The following is a 17,879-nucleotide window of genomic DNA, read 5'->3' as shown; positions in this document are numbered from 1 at the left end:
CGCTGAAACGACCAGGCCACCGCATGGAAATGCGGTGGCCTGGAAATAAGATAACGGTATAAACACGATCAGCCGCGATAATAGCCCGGCGCCACGAACGGCATCTTGCTCACGACCATGGGCAGACGCTTGCCACGGACTTCGGCATAGACCGTGGTGCCGATATCGGCCTGCTCGACATCGACGTAGCCCATCGCCACAGGCTGCCCCACGCTGGGCCCGAAACCACCCGAGGTTACTTCACCGATGCGCTGACCGCTCTCGCTGTAGAGTTCGGCTCCCTCACGCACCGGGGCACGCCCTTCCCCCAGCAGGCCAACCCGCTTGCGGCGATGATCCCTGGCATCGACCTGATGCAGGATCACGTCGGCCCCGGGGAAACCGGCCGATCGTTCGCCGCCGTGGCGACGCGGGCTTGCCGATGGCCCAGATCAGTCCGGCTTCCACCGGCGTGGTCTCGGTGTCGATATCGTGGCCATACAGACACAACCCTGCTTCCAGGCGCAAGGAGTCACGCGCCCCCAGGCCAATCGCCTCGACTTCCTCTTCCGCCAGCAGGCGGCGCGCCAATGCCTCGGTCTCGCTAGCCGGCACCGAGATCTCGAAGCCGTCCTCGCCGGTATAGCCACTGCGACTCACCCATACGGATACGCCATCGATCTCGAAGCGGCCGTGCTGCATGAACACCATCTCGCAGGCCTGCGGACAGTGCCGGCGCATGACGTCGGCGGCCTTGGGTCCCTGCAGGGCCAACAGGCCTCGTTCCAGCACCTCGACCCGGTGTTCATCGACGAGGCCCGTCTCGAGCAGTGCCACGTCCTGCTCCTTGCACGCGGCATTGACCACCAGATAGAGCACCCCATCGCCAGGGTTGGCCACCATCAGGTCGTCGAGAATGCCACCCTCGTGACCGGTGAACAGCGCATAGCGCTGCATGCCCTCGGGCAGGCCCACGATGTCGGCACACACCAGCGTCTCGAGCGCCTCGGCAGGACGCGGACCATGCAACAGGATCTGCCCCATGTGAGAGACATCGAACAGGCCACAGGCGGCACGGGTATGCTCGTGCTCCTTCTTGACCCCAAGCGGGTACTGCACCGGCATCTCATAGCCGGCAAAGGGGACCATCTTGCCTCCCAGCTCGAGATGCAGGTCGTGCAGGGGGGTACGCTTGAGTTGGCTCATGGGGTTTCCTCATGACGTGATGGTAGGCGAGAGAGCTGCCACGGAGGGAGAGGCACACCAGGGTGCCTCTCCATCGTCGCGGCAGTCGTTCAGTGCTTGTCGTGGTCCAGATCCTCGCCCGGCAGCACGGTCTCGCCGTTGAAATAGTCGCGCGTCACCTTGAATACCACGGGCGACAGCAAGGCCAGCGCGATCAGGTTGGGAATTGCCATCATGGCGTTGAAGGTGTCGGCCATCAGCCAGATGAAGCCGAGCTGGGCCATGGCGCCAAGCGGGATCGCCAGCACGAACAGCACCCGGTAGAGCATGATCGAGCGCGTACCGAACAGGAACTGGAAACACTTCTCACCGTAGAACGACCAGCCCAGGATGGTGGTGAAGGCGAAAACCGCCAGCGCCAGCGACACGATCTGGTTGCCCCAGCCCGGCAAGGCCGCATCGAAGGAGAGCGCGGTCAGCGAAGCCCCCTGCTCGCCGTCGATCCATACCGTGGAGGTCAGGATGACCAGTGCGGTGATGGTGCAGACGATGATGGTATCGATGAAGGTGCCGAGCATGGCGATCAAGCCCTGGCGAACCGGGTTACGGGTCTTGGCCGCCGCGTGGGCGATGGGCGCGCTGCCCAGGCCCGCCTCGTTGGAGAAGATACCGCGCGCCACGCCGAAGCGGATCGCTGCCATCACCGCCGCGCCGGCGAAGCCACCCGCCGCCGCCACCGGATTGAAGGCGTAGTAGAAGATCAGACCGAAGGCTTCGCCGATCTGGCCGGCATTGACGATGAGCACCAGCAGGCCCGCCACCACGTAGGCGATACCCATGACCGGGACCAGCTTGCCCGCTACCTTGGCGATGCGCTTGATACCGCCCAGGATGACGGCACCCGCCAGGACCATGATGACCACGCCGGTCATCCAGGGAGGAATGCCGAAGGTGGAGTCGAGGGCGTCGGCCACGGAGTTCGATTGCACGGTGTTGCCGATACCGAAGGCCGCCACGGCGCCAAAGAAAGCGAAGGCGCCGCCCAGCCACAGCCACTTCCTGCCCAGACCGTTCTTGATATAGAACATCGGGCCGCCGACGTGGTAGCCGGTGCTGTCGGTCTCGCGGAAACGCACCGCGAGCACTGCCTCGGAGAATTTCGTCGCCATGCCGACGAGCGCAGTGATCCACATCCAGAACACCGCACCTGGTCCGCCCAGGGCGATCGCCGTTGCCACGCCGGCGATGTTGCCGGTACCGATGGTGGCCGACAGGGCCGTCATCAACGCGTTGAACGGAGAGATTTCACCCTCGTCGCCCGCCTTCTTCGCCTCGCCGGGCGCCGGCTTGGCATCACGCCCTTGCCACATCAGCTTGAAACCGGTGCCCAGCTTGCGGATAGGCATGAGCTTCAAGCCGATCTGCAGATATAGCCCCACCCCCAATAGCAGGATGAGCATCAACGGCCCCCAAACCACGCCGTTGATGGCGCTGAATATCGCTGTCAATGTTTCCACGAACGTATCCCTCTGTTGTTTAGACTATTTTTAAGGCAATTTCCGAAGATCCCCACTATCGGACGGCGCTACCATAGCGGAAAGTACCGCAATCGTTCCACCAGGTCACAAAGCCTGCTGCCAGTCGTTCGTCTTGTCTCGGCTGCGCAAGCTTAGCGCGTGTTTCGTATCGGAAACAAATATCGTATGACCGTATGACTTACATTTTGGCGACACGCACAAGCCTAGCCTGGCTCCCGAGCAACACGCTTCACAGCGTAGTGAGCCTCTCCTGCCATGTCGAATCCCAGCGCTGCACAGCGTAAAGCCTACTCTTGCGCATCTTGCACTGGACGCCTGCCACCCTAGACGCCACGCTATCGATGCGGCACTTCTAGCGCATGACCCCAGGGCGGCCCCAGGGCTCGCCAAACGGCGTCAATGGCGTTAGCATTCGTCGCACAGACAGAAACCTTTTTCGTATAGGAAAAATATCATGAGCTCGATCCCTGCCAACCTGCGCTACAACGACAGTCACGAGTGGGTGCTCGACAATGGCGACGGCACCGTCACCATCGGCATTACCGATCATGCCCAGGAAGCCCTTGGCGACGTCGTGTTCGTCGAACTTCCCGAGGTGGGTCGTACCCTCGCGAAAGGAGAAGAGTTCGGCGTGATCGAATCGGTCAAGGCTGCCTCCGACCTCTATGCCCCGCTGGCCGGTGAGATCGTCGAGGTCAACGAAGCCCTCGAAGATGCCCCCGAGACGGTCAATGAAGCGCCCTATGAGGGCGGCTGGATCATGAAGGTTCGCGTCGAGGATGCAGCTGCCGTCGAAGCACTGCTGGATGCCGAGGCGTACCAGGCCGTGGTCGACAGCGACGCCTGACCGGCTCCTCCGAGCGCTGCAGCGATGCTCCCGGCCCGGCGACCGGGCATTTCGAATCGCCGGGCACATCCCCACAACGTACAGGGTTATCCATGGTTAACGACAACCGCCGCCTGGCCGAACTGGCCGATCATGACGCCTTCATCCGTCGCCACAATGGCCCCGGAGCCGAAGATGTAGCCGCCATGCTGGCGGCGCTGGACATGGACAGCCTCGATACATTGGTCGAACGTACCGTACCCGCGGACATCCGCCTGAATCGCGAGCTGGATCTCGATCCGCCACGCAGCGAAGCCGAGGCGCTCGACTATCTCAAGCGCTTGGCGCGCCAGAACAAGGTGTTCAAGACCTACATCGGCCAGGGCTATTACAACACCCATGTGCCCGCCGTGATCCAGCGCAACGTGCTGGAAAACCCCGGCTGGTACACCGCCTACACGCCCTACCAGCCGGAAATCGCCCAGGGCCGCCTGGAAGGCCTGCTCAACTTCCAGCAAATGGTGATGGATCTCACCGGCATGGAGCTGGCCAACGCCTCGCTGCTCGACGAGGCCACCGCCGCCGCCGAGGCCATGGCGCTGTGCCAGCGCGCCAACAAGAAATCGAAGAGCAACGCCTTCTTCGTTGCCGACGACGTGCTGCCGCAGACGCTGGACGTGGTGCGCACCCGCGCCCACTACTTCGGCTTCGAACTGATCGTCGGCCCCGCCGAAAACCTGGCCGAGCACGACGTGTTCGGCGCCCTGCTGCAATACCCCGGCGAAAGCGGCCGCGTCCACGACCTCGCCCCGCTGCTCGCCGCCGCGCGCGAGAAGAACGTGATGACCTGCGTGGCCGCCGACATCATGAGCCTGGTACTGCTCAAGGAACCGGGCGCACTGGGCGCAGACATCGTGGTCGGCAACACCCAGCGCTTCGGCGTACCGATGGGCTACGGCGGCCCGCATGCCGCCTACTTCGCCACCACCGACAAGCTCAAGCGCTCGATCCCGGGTCGCATCATCGGCGTATCCAAGGATGCCCGCGGCAACACCGCCCTGCGCATGGCCATGCAGACCCGCGAGCAGCACATCCGTCGCGAGAAGGCCACGTCCAACATCTGTACCGCCCAGGCCCTGCTGGCCAACATCGCCGGCTTCTACGCCGTGTATCACGGTGCCGAAGGCCTCACTAACATCGCCACGCGCATCCACCGCCTGACCACCATCCTGGCCGAAGGACTGAAGGCCAAAGGGGTAGCGCTGGTGCACGAGAGCTGGTTCGATACCCTGCGCCTGACCGGCGTGGATGCCGGCAAGATTCACGGCCGCGCCCTGACCCACGAGATCAACCTGCGCTATTTCGACAACGGCGACATCGGCGTCAGCCTGGACGAGACCACCACCGCCCACGATCTCGACACGCTATTCGACGTGCTGCTCGATGAGGAGCATGGCCTCTCCGTCACGGCCCTGGACGAACAGGTGGCCAGCCAAGGCATCAGCGGTATTCCCGCCGCCAGTCGTCGCCAGAGCGAGTTCCTGACGCACCCGACCTTCCAGCGCTACCGCAGCGAGACCGAGATGCTGCGCTACCTCAAGCGCCTGGAGAACAAGGATCTTTCGCTCACCCATGCGATGATCCCGCTGGGCTCGTGCACCATGAAGCTCAACGCCACCAGCGAGATGATTCCCATCACCTGGCCCGAGTTCGGCCAGCTGCACCCCTTCGTACCGCGGGATCAGGCAGTCGGCTACAAGCAGATGATCGACGAGCTGGCGGCCTTCCTGGTCGAGATCACCGGCTACGACCACATCTCGATGCAGCCCAACTCCGGGGCCCAGGGCGAATACGCCGGTCTGGTAGCCATTCGCCGCTATCAGGCCGCCCAGGGCGAGGGACACCGCGACGTATGCCTGATCCCCAGCTCCGCCCACGGCACCAACCCCGCCTCCGCCGCCATGGCGCAAATGAAAGTAGTGGTGGTCGAGTGCGACGAGATGGGCAACATCGATCTCGACGACCTGCGCGCCAAGGCCGAGCAGCACGGCGACGCCCTGTCGGCAATCATGCTCACCTACCCCTCGACCCACGGAGTGTTCGAAGAGGGGGTACGTGAGGCTTGCGCCATCGTCCATCGCCACGGTGGCCAGGTCTACATCGACGGCGCCAACATGAACGCCCAGGTCGGCCTCTCCCGTCCCGGCGACTTCGGCGGCGACGTCAGCCACCTCAACCTGCACAAGACGTTCTGCATCCCGCATGGTGGCGGTGGCCCGGGCATGGGCCCGATCGGAGTCAAGGCGCACCTGGCGCCCTACGTCTCCAATCACGTGGTGACACCGATTCCGGGCGTCAAGGAGCATTGCGGCGCGGTCTCGGCGGCGGCCTACGGCAGCGCCTCGATCCTGCCGATCTCCTGGGCCTACATCAAGATGATGGGCGCACGCGGCCTGCGCCAGGCAACCGAGCTGGCCATCCTCAACGCCAACTACGTCGCCAAGCGCCTCGAGCGGCACTACCCAGTACTCTATCGCGGCGTCAACGGTACCGTGGCCCACGAGTGCATCATCGACATCCGCCCGCTCAAGGCGGCCTCGGGCATCAGCGAGGAGGACATCGCCAAGCGCCTGATGGACTTCGGCTTCCATGCGCCGACCATGTCTTTCCCGGTGCCCGGCACGCTGATGGTGGAGCCCACCGAATCGGAGTCGCGCTACGAGATCGACCGCTTCTGCGACGCCATGATCGCCATTCGTGAGGAGATCGCTCGGGTCGAGCGCGGCGAGTGGCCGGCCGACGACAACCCGCTGGTGAATGCACCGCATACCATGGCCGACCTGATGGATCCGGCCTGGGAGCGCCCCTACTCCCGCGAGATCGGCGCCTTCCCTGCGGAAGCGGTCAAGGCAGCCAAGTACTGGCCGGCGGTCAATCGCGTCGACAACGTGTTCGGCGACCGTCAGCTGATCTGCTCCTGCCCCAGCATCGACGAATACCGCGACTGACGCGTCGCTGACTGAAGCAGCAAAGCGAAACGGCCCGCCGAGAGATCGGCGGGCCGTTTGCCATGCCCATACGCCAACCGCTACAGCGGCGAGGCGACTTCACCGTAGCCGAAACGCTCACGCATGCGTTGCTCCCGGAACCCCTCCAGCAAGCGCGCATATCGGCGCGGTATCTTGGCGCCTGAGCGTGTGACCAGATGCAGCGCCTCATGCTCGGTGACCGGTAAATCGAGCTCCTTGACCTGGCGTTGCCAAGGCGAGGTCTCCAGCACCAGCCGCGACACTACGGTAAAGCCAAGGCCACGGGCTACCGCATCCATCACCATGCTCACCTCGTTGGTGAAGCCCTGACGGCGAAACTGGCTCATGGAGCGAAATTCGTCGGGAAAGTTGCTGCGCAATAGCGCCCCGGCATGGTTGATACCGTCGGAATAGTTGAGAAAGCCGATACCCATCAGCTCGGTGAGAGAAGTACCGGCGAAATCGGCGGGCACCACCAGGCACAGCGGCTCCTGATGCCACAGCCGGCAATCCAGCTCGGGGTGCCGAATCGGCTCGGTGACGATCCCCAGGTCGTAGCGCCCCGCCAGCACGTCCGAGACGATCTCGTGGCTGAAGGCGAAACTGTAGTTGACCGTCAGCCCCGGCGACATTTGCTGCTGCCCGAGAATGTAGGGGTAGAACATCAGACCCACACTGCCGGGGGAGGCAATGCGGCATTCTCCGGTATCGAGCGCATCGTCATCCAGTGAATGGCGGAACTGCTCGTGCTCGGCGAACAGGCGCAGACCGTAGTCATAGGCCCGCCGCCCCGCCTCGGTGAGCGTGAAGCGCCGCCCCTGGCGCTCCAGCAGCGGCTTGTCGAGGTACTGCTCGAGCTTGCGCACATGCTGGCTGACGCCAGGTTGCGTCATGTCGAGATGGCGTGCGGTGCGCGTGAAGCTGCCGGTTTCGACTAGGGTAATGAAGGTACGGAAATACTGGGCATTGAACATGGCGCATCGCTTGCTAGTGCGGTCGGGGCGCGACCGGATGCTGCCATCCTACCACCGCGAGCCAGGCGGCGCAGCGCTGCGCCCTTCTGGCCAGCGTGGTAGCATCGACTTACGTCTCGATGATCTCAAATCGATGAATATTGCATGACCCCCTGTCCACCTCCACGCGACAGGGACGCAAGCCGACACCACAAGGATCGTTTCATGCCCGATACCATCTCCGCCACCATCTCGCCCCTGCGAAGCCTGGAAGTGCTCTCGCAGCACGAGGTCAACCGCTTACGCGATACCTCCAAGGCCGGCCTGCACGACCTGCTGCGGCGCTGTTCGCTAGCCGTACTCAGCTCAGGCAGCATGACCGACGACAGCCTGGTGCTGATGGAGACCTACCACGACTTCGATATCGAAGTGATCCAGCAGGATCGAGGCATCCGACTCAAGGTCACCAATGCACCGGCCGAGGCCTTCGTCGACGGCAAGATGATCCGCGGCATCCGCGAGCATCTGTCCTCGGTGCTGCGCGACATCATCTACGTCTACAACGAGATCCAGCATCACCAGCGCTTCGACCTGACCACGGGAGAAGGCACCACCAATGCCGTGTTCCACATCCTGCGCAAGGCCGGCACGCTGAAGCCCGGCCGCGACCCCGGCATCGTGGTGTGCTGGGGCGGCCACTCGATCACTCGCGAGGAGTACGACTACACCAAGGACGTCGGCTATCATCTTGGCCTACGCGAGCTGGACATCTGCACCGGCTGCGGCCCTGGCGCCATGAAGGGACCAATGAAGGGGGCCAACCTGGCGCATGCCAAGCAGCGCATCGGAGATGGTCGTTATCTGGGCATTTCCGAGCCTGGCATCATCGCCGCCGAAGCGCCCAATCCGCTGGTCAACGAACTGGTGGTCATGCCCGACATCGAAAAACGCCTCGAGGCCTTCGTACGCCTTGGGCATGGCATCGTGGTTTTCCCCGGCGGGGTCGGCACGGCCGAGGAAATCCTCTACCTGCTGGGGATCCTGCTCCACCCGGACAACCACGACATGAAGCTGCCGGTCATCTTCACCGGCCCCGCCAATTCGGCCGAATACTTTCAGCGTATCGATGAATTCCTGGTCTATACCCTGGGTGATGCGGTACGCAGCAAGTACCGCATCATCGTCGACGATCCCGTCGAGGTCGCTCGCACCATGCGCCAGGGCATCGACAGCGTCACCGAATTCAGGCGTGCCCACCAGGACGCCTTCCATTTCAATTGGCGGCTTACCGTTGCACGCGATTTTCAGGACACCTTCGAACCGACGCATACCGCGATGGCCGGCCTCGCACTGCATCGCAACCAACCGGTGCACGAACTGGCGGCCAACCTGCGTCGCGCGTTCTCAGGCATCGTGGCAGGAAATGTAAAGGAGCACGGATTGCGCGCGATCGAAGCCCACGGACCCTTTCAGTTGCACGCCGAGTCCGAGCTGATGCGGCGCCTGGATGAGCTGCTCGGCTCCTTCGTCGCCCAGGGCCGCATGAAGCTCCCGGGACAGGAATACGTGCCCTGCTATCGACTGGTGTGATCGGAAGGAAGAAAGTAGCGGCAAATGGCCGGGCGCAACCGCACCCGGCCATTTTCCCTCAATCCTGCGGGCTGATGGGTCGCCCCCAGAGCCACAGGGCATGCAGCAGCAGCCCCAGGGTGGCGCCATGAGCGATCAACAGCTGCCAGCTCATCCAGTCGGTGAACAGCGCATGCCAGAGACCCATCAGTGCCAGCCCAGCCACCAGCGACAGTGCCAGCCGCCTGCCTAGCCGTGGCAGCCGGGAACGCTCGTCTGCCCCCAGCATGCGCCAGTTCAGCATTGCCACCAACGCCACCACGCCACTGGCGATTACGATGAGGGTAAGGCGATTGTCGTGACCGCCAGCGAGATAGCGCGGCACGGTGGCCAGCATCAGGATCAGCAGGCCCGTCAACAGGCTCAACCGCTCGGCGGTTGGCGAAGCGTTCATCTCAAGCCACCTTGAGCTGCTGGGTCTCGATCCACTCCTCGGCCCATGGCAGCGCAGCATCGTCGGCCATGAACGTTTCCATGGCATCGACCTCCAGCCGCTCCCCCAGGCGAGTGGCGCCCAGCCCCTCGAGCATCTCGTCGAGGCGGCGACCGGCTCCGCAAAAGGTATCGCCATAGGAGCTGTCGCCCAAGGCGATCACTCCGTAGCGCAGCCCCACCAGCGATGGGCTGAGCTCATCCAGCCCACGGGCGAAGGGCACGAAGTTGCCGGGAAAGTCGCCGCTACCGGTGGTGGAAACACAGAACAGCGCCAGATCGGGCTGCTCTTCCGTCAAGTCCTCCAGCGTGGGCTGTTCGAGAATGGCGGTTTCATAGCCGGCCGCCTCGAACAGCGGCGCGACCTGTTCGGCGACGTCGAGCGCGCCGCCGTACATGGTTCCTACGAAGATCTTAAGCATTGGCATGTCGAGGGTTAACCTGAATTCATTCGACGCGATGGTACCATGCGCCTGTCGGATGTCGCAGTTCGGCTTTGACCACGCCCCCTGGGCGACGAGGTGCCGCATGCAGCGGACATCATGCCCGAGTATAATGGTTGGCCTTTCTTGCAAGGAGGCGACATGCTGCAGACGCAGACGTTCGAAGCCTGGATCACCCCACTGCTCATAGGTGGCCTGATCCTTTTCATGTGCTTCATCATCTGGGACCTGGCCAAGAAATCCCAGGCCGGACGCTTCGGCACCCTCATGCTCTTCGTGGTGCTCGGAGCGGGCATGATGGGCTACATCCTCAAGGTGGTGATCACCTGGCTGATGGAGAATGGCGGGGGCGTGTAGCGTGCGGATGCCACCACGGGGGTGGCATCCTGTCACAGCATCAGCTGGGGGACGAACCTTCGTAGCGCTCCACCTGGCTCTTGAGTTTCTGCCCAGGGCGGAACGTTACCACGCGACGTGCCGAGATGGGGATCTCCTCGCCGGTCTTCGGGTTGCGCCCGGGGCGCTCACGCTTGTCGCGCAAATCGAAGTTGCCGAATCCTGACAGCTTCACTTGCTCGTTCTCGCGCAGGCACGCCCGGATCTCCTCGAAGAAAGCCTCTACCATGGCCTTGGCTTCACGCTTGGTCAGCCCAAGCTCGGCGTGCAGGTGTTCGGCCAGTTCCGCCTTGGTCAACGCTCCCATGTCACCTCCTCAGAATGGCGGTCCAGCCCGCCGCCTTTACGACACCCCATCGAACCTACGCTCATCCGCGCAGCTCGGCCCCCAGGTGCTGATGTGATTCGGCGACGATGGCATCGACCAACTGATTGATTTCATCGTCATTCAGCGTGCGCGAAGGATGCTGCCAGGTCAAGCCCAAGGCGACACTCTTGCTTCCTTCGGGTACGCCCTTGCCCTGGTAAACGTCGAACAGGTTAAGTTCCTGGAGCCACTCCCCCGCCTGGTGACGAACGCAATCCAGCAACGCCTGCACGGGACGCTCCTCCGCCATCAGGAAGGCCAGGTCCCGACGCACCTCCGGATAGCGCGACAATGGCTCGAACCCAGGCAGGACCCCATGGGTCAGCGCGTCCTGGCGCACCTCGAACAGGAACACGTCGGCCTTGAGGCCCAGTTCGGCCTTGACGCCCGGATGCAGCGCCCCGACCCAGCCGACCGGCTCGCCACGGTGAATGATCCGCGCGCTCTGGCCCGGATGCAGTGCCGGATGCTCACCGGGCTCGAAGCGCCAGGCGTTCTCCTCGCCACCGAGCGCGATCAGGCTCTCGAGATCCCCCTTGAGATCGAAGAAGTCGACCTTCTCGCGGCCACCGGCCCAGCCTTCCGGAAAGCGCTCACCACAGGCCAGGGCGCCGACCATGGGCGCCTGCTCCAGCTCGTCCAGCTCGCCGCGGAATACCAGCCCGGTCTCGAACAGACGCACGCGGGTCTGCTGTCGGTTGAGGTTATACTCGAGCGCCCTTACCAGCCCCGGGAACAGGCTCGCCCGCATTACCGCGAGATCGCTGGAGATGGGGTTGGCCAGCCGCGGCGATACCGCCTCGGGCAGCAGAGCCTGCTGGAGCTCAGGCGCCACGAAGCTGTAGGTGATCGCCTCTTGATAGCCACGCGCCACCATCTGGCGACGCAGCCTGGCCAGCGGCGTGCGCGCCTCGTTATCGGGACGCAGCGCCAACCGTGCCGCCGGACGCCGCACCGGCAGACGGTTGTAGCCATGAATGCGCGCCACCTCCTCGATCAGATCCTCCTCGATGGCAATGTCGAAGCGCCAGCTCGGCACGCTGGCTCGCCAGCCGCTCTCGATGGCACGTACCTGCATGCCCAGCCGCTCGAGTATGTCCTGCACTTCTTCGCCAGGCAGCGCCTTGCACAGCGCCTGCTCCAATCGCGCGGCACGCAGTGTCACCTCACGCTCGGCGGGCAGGTTGGCTTCACTCGCCACCTCTACGAGCGGCCCCGGCTCACCGCCGGTGATCGCCAGCAGCAGCGCCGTGGCACGCTCCACGGCTTCATGCGTGAGCTGCGGGTCGACGCCGCGCTCGAAGCGGTGCGACGCATCGGTGTGCAGCCCGTAGGAGCGCGCCTGGCCTGCCACCGCCAACGGCGAGAAGAAGGCGGACTCGAGGAAAATATCCTGCGTCGCCGGTCCCACTCCGGAATGCTCTCCGCCCATCACCCCGGCGATCGCCAGCGGGCCGCGCTCGTCGGCAATCACCAGCGTGGACGCTTCCAGAGCAATCTCCTGGCCATCGAGCAGGATCAGCCGTTCGCCCTGGCGCGCCAGCCGCACCACAACCGCACCGTGCAGATTGTCGCGGTCGAAGGCATGCAGCGGCTGGCCGAGCTCGAGCATCACGTAGTTGGTCACGTCGACCACCGGGTCGATCGAGCGGATGCCGCTGCGCCGCAGCCGTTCGACCATCCATAGTGGTGTGGCAGCGGTGACGTCGACGCCCTTGATCAGCCGCCCAATGTAACGGGGGCAGCGCTCGGCATCCTCGACGTGCACGGGGAACGTCTCATCATGACGAGGAGCGACCGGCTCGATGACGGGGGGCGTGACCGGCAGGCGGTTGAGCACGCCGACCTCCCGCGCCAGCCCCTTGAGGCTCAGGCAGTCGCCACGATTGGGCGTCAGGTCGACCTCGACGGTATGATCGTCGAGCCCCATCCAGGCGCGGAAATCCTCGCCGGCTGTAGCATCGGCGGGCAGCACCAGGATGCCCCCGGAGGTTTCCTCGGCCAGGCCAAGCTCGGAAGCCGAGCAGATCATGCCGCGCGATTCGACGCCACGCAGCTTGGCTTGCTTGATCTTGAAATCGCCTGGCAGCACGGCGCCCACACGGGCAAAGGGCACCTTCTGCCCTACCGCCACGTTGGCAGCGCCGCATACGACCTGCACCGTCTCGCCGCTGCCGTCTACCACCTGGCAGACGTTGAGCTTGTCGGCATCGGGATGCTGCCGCTTGTCCACGACCTCAGCTACCACCACGCCGCTGAAGACCGATGCCACGGGTTCGATGGCATCGACTTCCAGACCGGCCATGGTGATCTGGTCGGCCAATCCTTGTACGCCCAGCTGCGGCGATACCCATTCACGCAGCCACTGTTCGGAAAATTTCATGACAAATCCTGTGTTCTGCAGCGGTCGGTCAAGCGAATTGGCGCAGGAAGCGCAGATCGTTGTCGAAGAACATGCGCAGGTCGTTGACGCCGTAGCGCAGCATGGCCAGACGCTCGGCGCCCATGCCGAAGGCGAAGCCCTTGTAGCGCTCCGAGTCGATGCCGGAGTGGCGGAAGACCTCAGGATGCACCATGCCGCAGCCCATCACCTCGAGCCAGCCGCTATGCGAACAGACCCGACAACCCTCGCCCGAACACATGACGCACTGAATATCGACCTCGGCAGAGGGTTCGGTGAAGGGAAAGTAAGAGGGGCGAAAACGCACCGAGAGATCGTCACGCTCGAAGAAGGCGTGGAGGAAGTCCTCGATGGTGCCCTTGAGGTCGGCGAAGCTGACGTCCTCGTCGACCAGCAGGCCCTCGACCTGGTGGAACATCGGTGTATGGGTCAGGTCGGAGTCGCTGCGATAGACCCGCCCGGGGCAGACGATGCGGATCGGCGGCGCCTGCTCCTTCATGGTGCGGACCTGCACCGGCGAGGTGTGGGTACGCAGCAGCCGCGTGGCATCGAAATAGAAGGTGTCGGCCATGCCGCGCGCCGGGTGGTGCGCCGGAATGTTGAGGGCCTCGAAGTTGTGGTAGTCGTCCTCGACCTCGGGGCCAACCGCCACATCATAGCCGATGCGGCTGAACAACCCCTCGATGCGCTCCAGCGTCAGCGTGACCGGATGCAGGCCACCGCTGGCCTGGCCACGCCCCGGTAGGGTCACGTCGATACGCTCCTCTGCCAGTTGAGCCTCCAGCGCAGCCTTCGACAACGCCTGCCGGCGGGCATCGAGCTCCTCGGACAAGGCCTGCTTGGCCTGGTTGATACGCTCACCAGCCGCGGGCCGCTCCTCCGCCGGCAGCTTGCCCAGCCCCTTGAGCTGGGCGGTGATCTCGCCTTTCTTGCCGAGATAGCGCACGCGCAGCTCATCGAGCGCCGCGATGCTCTCGGCGGCCTGGATGGCCTGACGGGCCTCGGTGACCAATGACGGTAGATGGTCCATCCGCTGAGCTCCGAAATCGTTGATTCTACTGTTCACGCGTCAATGTTGCGTGGCGAAGGGTGCCATGGGCAATCCTCGACGCCGCTCCAGCGACGGTCCGTAGCGTGGCCTCATGAGGGGACCACAAAAAACAGGGGAAGAGCGGCTGCTCTTCCCCTGCGACGGTCTGGCATCGTGGCGGACCGGCCTGGGCCGGCCCGACGCCACCGGCCGATGTCACTTACTGGGCAGCCTTGGCCTTCTCGACGATGGCGGCAAAGGCAGCCTTCTCGTGAACGGCCAGGTCGGCCAGCACCTTGCGGTCGATCTCGATACCGGCCTTCTTCAGGCCACCGACGAAGCGGCTGTAGGACAGGCCATGCTGACGGGCGCCGGCGTTGATACGCTGGATCCACAGGGCACGGAACTGGCGCTTGCGCTGACGGCGGTCGCGATAGGCATACTGACCGGCCTTGATGACAGCCTGCTTGGCCACGCGGAAGACGCGCGAACGGGCACCGTAGTAGCCCTTGGCCAGCTTGAGGACTTTCTTGTGACGACGACGAGCGACGACACCACGCTTGACACGAGTCATGGCTTTCTCCTGACGTTAAAGTGGGGCAACCAGAGGCTTACAGATTCGGCAGCATGCGCTGAATCAGGGCCTTGTCGGCGTCGTGGATCTGCTTCATACCGCGCAGCTGACGCTTCCGCTTGGTCGACTTCTTGGTCAGGATGTGGCTACGGAACGACTGCTTGTGCTTGAAGCCGTTGGCCGTCTTCTTGAAGCGCTTGGCAGCGCCGCTGTTGCTCTTGATTTTCGGCATGAGACTAACTCCGCTCGAGATTTTTCAGAAAATCCGGGGCCGCGGGCCAGCATAAGCCGACCCGCCGTTTGACTGGCCTTCGGATCACTTCTTCTTGGGGGCAATGATCATGATCATCTGGCGCCCTTCCATCTTGGGGAAGGACTCCACGGTCCCGATCTCCTCGAGATCCGCGGCGATCCGCTCCATCAGCTTGCGGCCGATGTCCTGGTGCGCCATTTCACGGCCGCGAAAACGCAGCGTGACCTTGCCCTTGTCGCCACCTTCGAGGAAGCGAATCAGGTTACGCATCTTGACCTGATAGTCGCCCTCGTCGGTGCCAGGCCGGAATTTGACTTCCTTGACCTGAATCTGCTTCGTCTTCTTCTTCTGGGCAGCCTTCTGCTTCTTCTGCTCGAAGACGAACTTGCCGTAATCCATGATCTTGCAGACGATCGGATCGGCGTTGGAAATCTGGACGAGGTCAAGACCGGCCGCTTCGGCGCGCTCGAGCGCTTCGCTGGTCGGCACGATGCCCAGCTGCTCGCCGTCGCTGTCGATCAGGCGTACCTGATCCTCGGTAATCCGCTCGTTCATTGGGGGGCGCTTGTCCTGAGGACGTCCGCGCTGGCTGCTTCGCTTGATCGTTCCGTCTCCGTTCCGGTAATTGACGATGTCGTTACCAACCTGTCTTTACCAACCTGTGCTCACCAACCTTCTTCCCGTACCCGCTCAATGAAGGCGTCGACGGTCATGGTGCCCAGGTCTTCGCCGGTGCGCGTACGCACGGCAACCGAGTCGGCTTCGACTTCCTTATCTCCTACCACCAGGAGATAGGGAACTTTCTGCAACGTATGTTCGCGGATTTTAAAGCCGATCTTCTCGTTCCTCAAGTCCGCCTTGACGCGAAGGCCAATTTTCTGCAAGCGCCGCTCGAGTCCGACGGCATAATCGCGCTGAGCGTCGGTGATGTTCATCACCACCGCCTGCTCCGGAGACAGCCACAGCGGCATGGCCCCCGCATAGTGCTCGATCAGGATCCCGATGAAGCGCTCCATCGAGCCCACGATGGCACGGTGCAGCATCACGGGGGGCTTGCGGTCCCCCTCCTCGGTCACGTATTGGGCCCCCAGGCGGGTCGGCATCATGAAGTCGACCTGCATGGTACCCACTTGCCACTCGCGACCGAGGCAATCCTTCATGTGGTACTCGATCTTCGGGCCGTAGAAGGCCCCCTCGCCCGGCAGCTCTTCCCACTCTACCTCGCAGGCCGACAGCGCCCCGCGCAGTGCGGCTTCGGCGCGATCCCAGACGTCGTCGTCGCCCAGCCGCTTATCGGGCCGCAGGGCGATCTTGACCGCGATGTCCTCGAAGCCGAAGTCGCGATAGACCTTCAGTGCCTGGCGATGAAACGCCGTCACTTCGGGCTCGATCTGCGCCTCGGTGCAGAACACGTGGCCGTCGTCCTGGGTGAAGGCGCGCACACGCATGATGCCATGCAGCGCTCCCGACGGCTCGTTGCGATGGCAGCCACCGAACTCGCCGTAGCGCACCGGCAATTCACGATAGCTGCGCAGCCCCGAATTGAAGACCTGGACGTGCCCCGGGCAGTTCATCGGCTTGAGCGCGTACTCGCGCTTCTCCGACTCGGTGAAGAACATGTTCTCGGCGTAGTTGTCCCAATGGCCGGACTTCTTCCACAGCGAGACGTCCATGATCTGCGGGCAGCGAATCTCCTGATAGCCGCCCTCGCGATAGACGTTGCGCATGTACTGCTCGACGACCTGCCACAGCGTCCACCCCTTGGGGTGCCAGAACACCATGCCGGGCGCCTCTTCCTGCATGTGGAAGTAGTCGAGCTTGCGCGCCAGCTTGCGGTGGTCGCGCTTCTCGGCCTCCTCGAGACGCTGCAGGTAGGCCTTGAGCTGCTTCTTGTCGCCCCAAGCGGTGCCGTAGATGCGGGTCAGCATCGGCTTGCTGGCGTCGCCGCGCCAGTAGGCGCCGGCCAGCTTGGTCAGCTTGAAGGCCTTCAGGTGCCGCGTATTGGGCACGTGAGGCCCCCGGCACATGTCGGTGTATTCCTTGTGGTAGTAGAGCCGGATCGTCTCGCCTTCCGGTATGTCGCGGACGATCTCCTGCTTGTAGGGCTCATCACGGTGCAGGAAGGTCAGCATCGCCTGGTCGCGATCGACGTATTCGCGCACGACATCGTACTCGCTGTCGATCAGCGTCTTCATGCGCTCCTCGATGGCGGCGAGATCGTCCGGGGTCACCGAGCGGCCGAAGTCGATATCGTAGTAGAAGCCGTCCTCGATGACCGGGCCGATGGCCATCTTGGCCTCGGGGTAGAGCTGCTTGACGGCATGGCCGATCAAGTGAGCACAGGAATGACGGATGACCTCGAGCCCCTCGGGGTCGCGGGCGGTGATGATCGCCACCTCGGCATCATGCTCGATGAGGTCGGCAGCATCGACCAGCACGCCGTCGATCTTGCCGGCCACGCAGGCCTTGGCCAGACCGGGACCGATGGACTCGGCGAGCTGCATCACGCTAAGGGGTTCGTCGAAGGTTCTCTGGCTGCCGTCCGGCAGGGTCACGATGGGCATCAAAGCATCCTTTGCGCAGTGGTGATCCATACCAGGGATCACATGTCGCGGTTGATAGCGGTACGAAAAGCGTGTCAGCCAGCGAGGCATACAGCCCACCCATTACTCTGGGCGATACGGGTGCCGTACCAGACGGCCCCGCCGTACGTCGCGGCAGCCGACAAGACTAACAGAGTCTAGCCCCGCTGCGCCACGGCCTGTGCCGATTCACCGGGTAAAGAAACGACAGGGGCACCCGAAGGTGCCCCTGTTGACGCCTAACCCCGGACAACACGTCCGG

At 63.6% G+C, this 17,879-nt stretch carries 15 protein-coding genes and 1 pseudogene; 4 read left to right on the top strand and 12 right to left on the bottom strand.

Translation table 11 applies throughout. The features are described 5' to 3' along the window. Window positions 1-68: 68 nt before the first annotated feature. Window positions 69-1,185 (bottom strand): annotated as a pseudogene (gcvT, locus tag HNO53_RS09745) (glycine cleavage system aminomethyltransferase GcvT). Window positions 1,186-1,274: 89 nt separating this feature from the next. Next, window positions 1,275-2,681 carry an alanine/glycine:cation symporter family protein gene (locus HNO53_RS09740; RefSeq protein WP_209478185.1) on the bottom strand — a complete coding sequence of 469 codons (1,407 nt, stop codon included), beginning with the start codon at window positions 2,679-2,681 and terminating at the stop codon, window positions 1,275-1,277. Window positions 2,682-3,156: 475 nt separating this feature from the next. Between HNO53_RS09740 and gcvH the strand changes: the two genes are divergently transcribed. Both gcvH and gcvP read left to right on the top strand, forming a co-directional pair. Further along, entirely contained in the window at window positions 3,157-3,549 is a 393-nt protein-coding gene (gcvH, locus tag HNO53_RS09735) for a glycine cleavage system protein GcvH (protein ID WP_209478183.1), read from the top strand. Between the two features lie 92 nt (window positions 3,550-3,641). Continuing rightward, on the top strand, window positions 3,642-6,536 hold the full coding sequence (gene gcvP / locus HNO53_RS09730; protein WP_209478181.1) for an aminomethyl-transferring glycine dehydrogenase: 2,895 nt from the start codon (window positions 3,642-3,644) through the stop codon (window positions 6,534-6,536). A gap of 80 nt (window positions 6,537-6,616) precedes the next feature. Here the strand turns inward: gcvP and HNO53_RS09725 are convergent, their stop codons facing one another. Further along, window positions 6,617-7,531, bottom strand: a complete 915-nt coding sequence (locus HNO53_RS09725) for a LysR family transcriptional regulator (RefSeq protein ID WP_209478179.1) — start codon at window positions 7,529-7,531, stop codon at window positions 6,617-6,619. Window positions 7,532-7,735: 204 nt separating this feature from the next. Here HNO53_RS09725 and ppnN point away from each other — a divergent pair, with 204 nt between their 5' ends. Next, window positions 7,736-9,100, top strand: a complete 1,365-nt coding sequence (gene ppnN / locus HNO53_RS09720; protein ID WP_275951369.1) for a nucleotide 5'-monophosphate nucleosidase PpnN — start codon at window positions 7,736-7,738, stop codon at window positions 9,098-9,100. A gap of 58 nt (window positions 9,101-9,158) precedes the next feature. Here the strand turns inward: ppnN and HNO53_RS09715 are convergent, their stop codons facing one another. Both HNO53_RS09715 and HNO53_RS09710 read right to left on the bottom strand, forming a co-directional pair. Continuing rightward, the gene (locus HNO53_RS09715) at window positions 9,159-9,533 is read right to left on the bottom strand and encodes a hypothetical protein (protein WP_209478177.1); all 375 of its coding nucleotides are present in this window, start codon (window positions 9,531-9,533) and stop codon (window positions 9,159-9,161) included. Window position 9,534: 1 nt separating this feature from the next. After that, window positions 9,535-9,999, bottom strand: coding sequence for a flavodoxin domain-containing protein (locus HNO53_RS09710; protein WP_209478175.1), 465 nt, complete (start codon window positions 9,997-9,999; stop codon window positions 9,535-9,537). Between the two features lie 156 nt (window positions 10,000-10,155). Here HNO53_RS09710 and HNO53_RS09705 point away from each other — a divergent pair, with 156 nt between their 5' ends. Beyond that, window positions 10,156-10,371, top strand: a complete 216-nt coding sequence (locus HNO53_RS09705; RefSeq protein ID WP_209478173.1) for a DUF2788 domain-containing protein — start codon at window positions 10,156-10,158, stop codon at window positions 10,369-10,371. Window positions 10,372-10,411: 40 nt separating this feature from the next. Here the strand turns inward: HNO53_RS09705 and ihfA are convergent, their stop codons facing one another. The 7 genes from ihfA to thrS all read right to left on the bottom strand — a co-directional run bounded on the left by ihfA (window position 10,412) and on the right by thrS (window position 17,599). Continuing rightward, window positions 10,412-10,717 (bottom strand): integration host factor subunit alpha, encoded by a 306-nt coding sequence (gene ihfA, locus HNO53_RS09700; protein WP_209478171.1) that lies wholly within the window; start codon window positions 10,715-10,717, stop codon window positions 10,412-10,414. A 61-nt stretch (window positions 10,718-10,778) separates the two neighbouring features. Next, entirely contained in the window at window positions 10,779-13,160 is a 2,382-nt protein-coding gene (gene pheT, locus HNO53_RS09695) for a phenylalanine--tRNA ligase subunit beta (RefSeq protein WP_209478169.1), read from the bottom strand. A 28-nt stretch (window positions 13,161-13,188) separates the two neighbouring features. Next, the gene (gene pheS / locus HNO53_RS09690; RefSeq protein WP_209478167.1) at window positions 13,189-14,208 is read right to left on the bottom strand and encodes a phenylalanine--tRNA ligase subunit alpha; all 1,020 of its coding nucleotides are present in this window, start codon (window positions 14,206-14,208) and stop codon (window positions 13,189-13,191) included. Window positions 14,209-14,428: 220 nt separating this feature from the next. Further along, a complete protein-coding gene (rplT, locus tag HNO53_RS09685) occupies window positions 14,429-14,782 on the bottom strand; it encodes a 50S ribosomal protein L20 (RefSeq protein ID WP_104203667.1) in 354 nt (117 codons plus the stop codon). A gap of 37 nt (window positions 14,783-14,819) precedes the next feature. After that, complete coding sequence (gene rpmI / locus HNO53_RS09680; RefSeq protein WP_089725334.1) at window positions 14,820-15,014, bottom strand: 50S ribosomal protein L35; 195 nt, start codon at window positions 15,012-15,014, stop codon at window positions 14,820-14,822. Between the two features lie 84 nt (window positions 15,015-15,098). Next, window positions 15,099-15,638, bottom strand: a complete 540-nt coding sequence (gene infC, locus HNO53_RS09675) for a translation initiation factor IF-3 (protein WP_275951374.1) — start codon at window positions 15,636-15,638, stop codon at window positions 15,099-15,101. Between the two features lie 62 nt (window positions 15,639-15,700). Continuing rightward, entirely contained in the window at window positions 15,701-17,599 is a 1,899-nt protein-coding gene (thrS, locus tag HNO53_RS09670) for a threonine--tRNA ligase (RefSeq protein WP_209478163.1), read from the bottom strand. Between the last annotated feature and the right edge of the window lie 280 nt (window positions 17,600-17,879).

The organism is Billgrantia antri (assembly GCF_017868935.1).
In the GTDB taxonomy this organism is placed as follows: domain Bacteria; phylum Pseudomonadota; class Gammaproteobacteria; order Pseudomonadales; family Halomonadaceae; genus Halomonas; species Halomonas antri.
The sequence above is the reverse complement of the archived record's forward strand: the minus strand, read 5'-3'. Positions and strand labels throughout refer to the sequence as shown.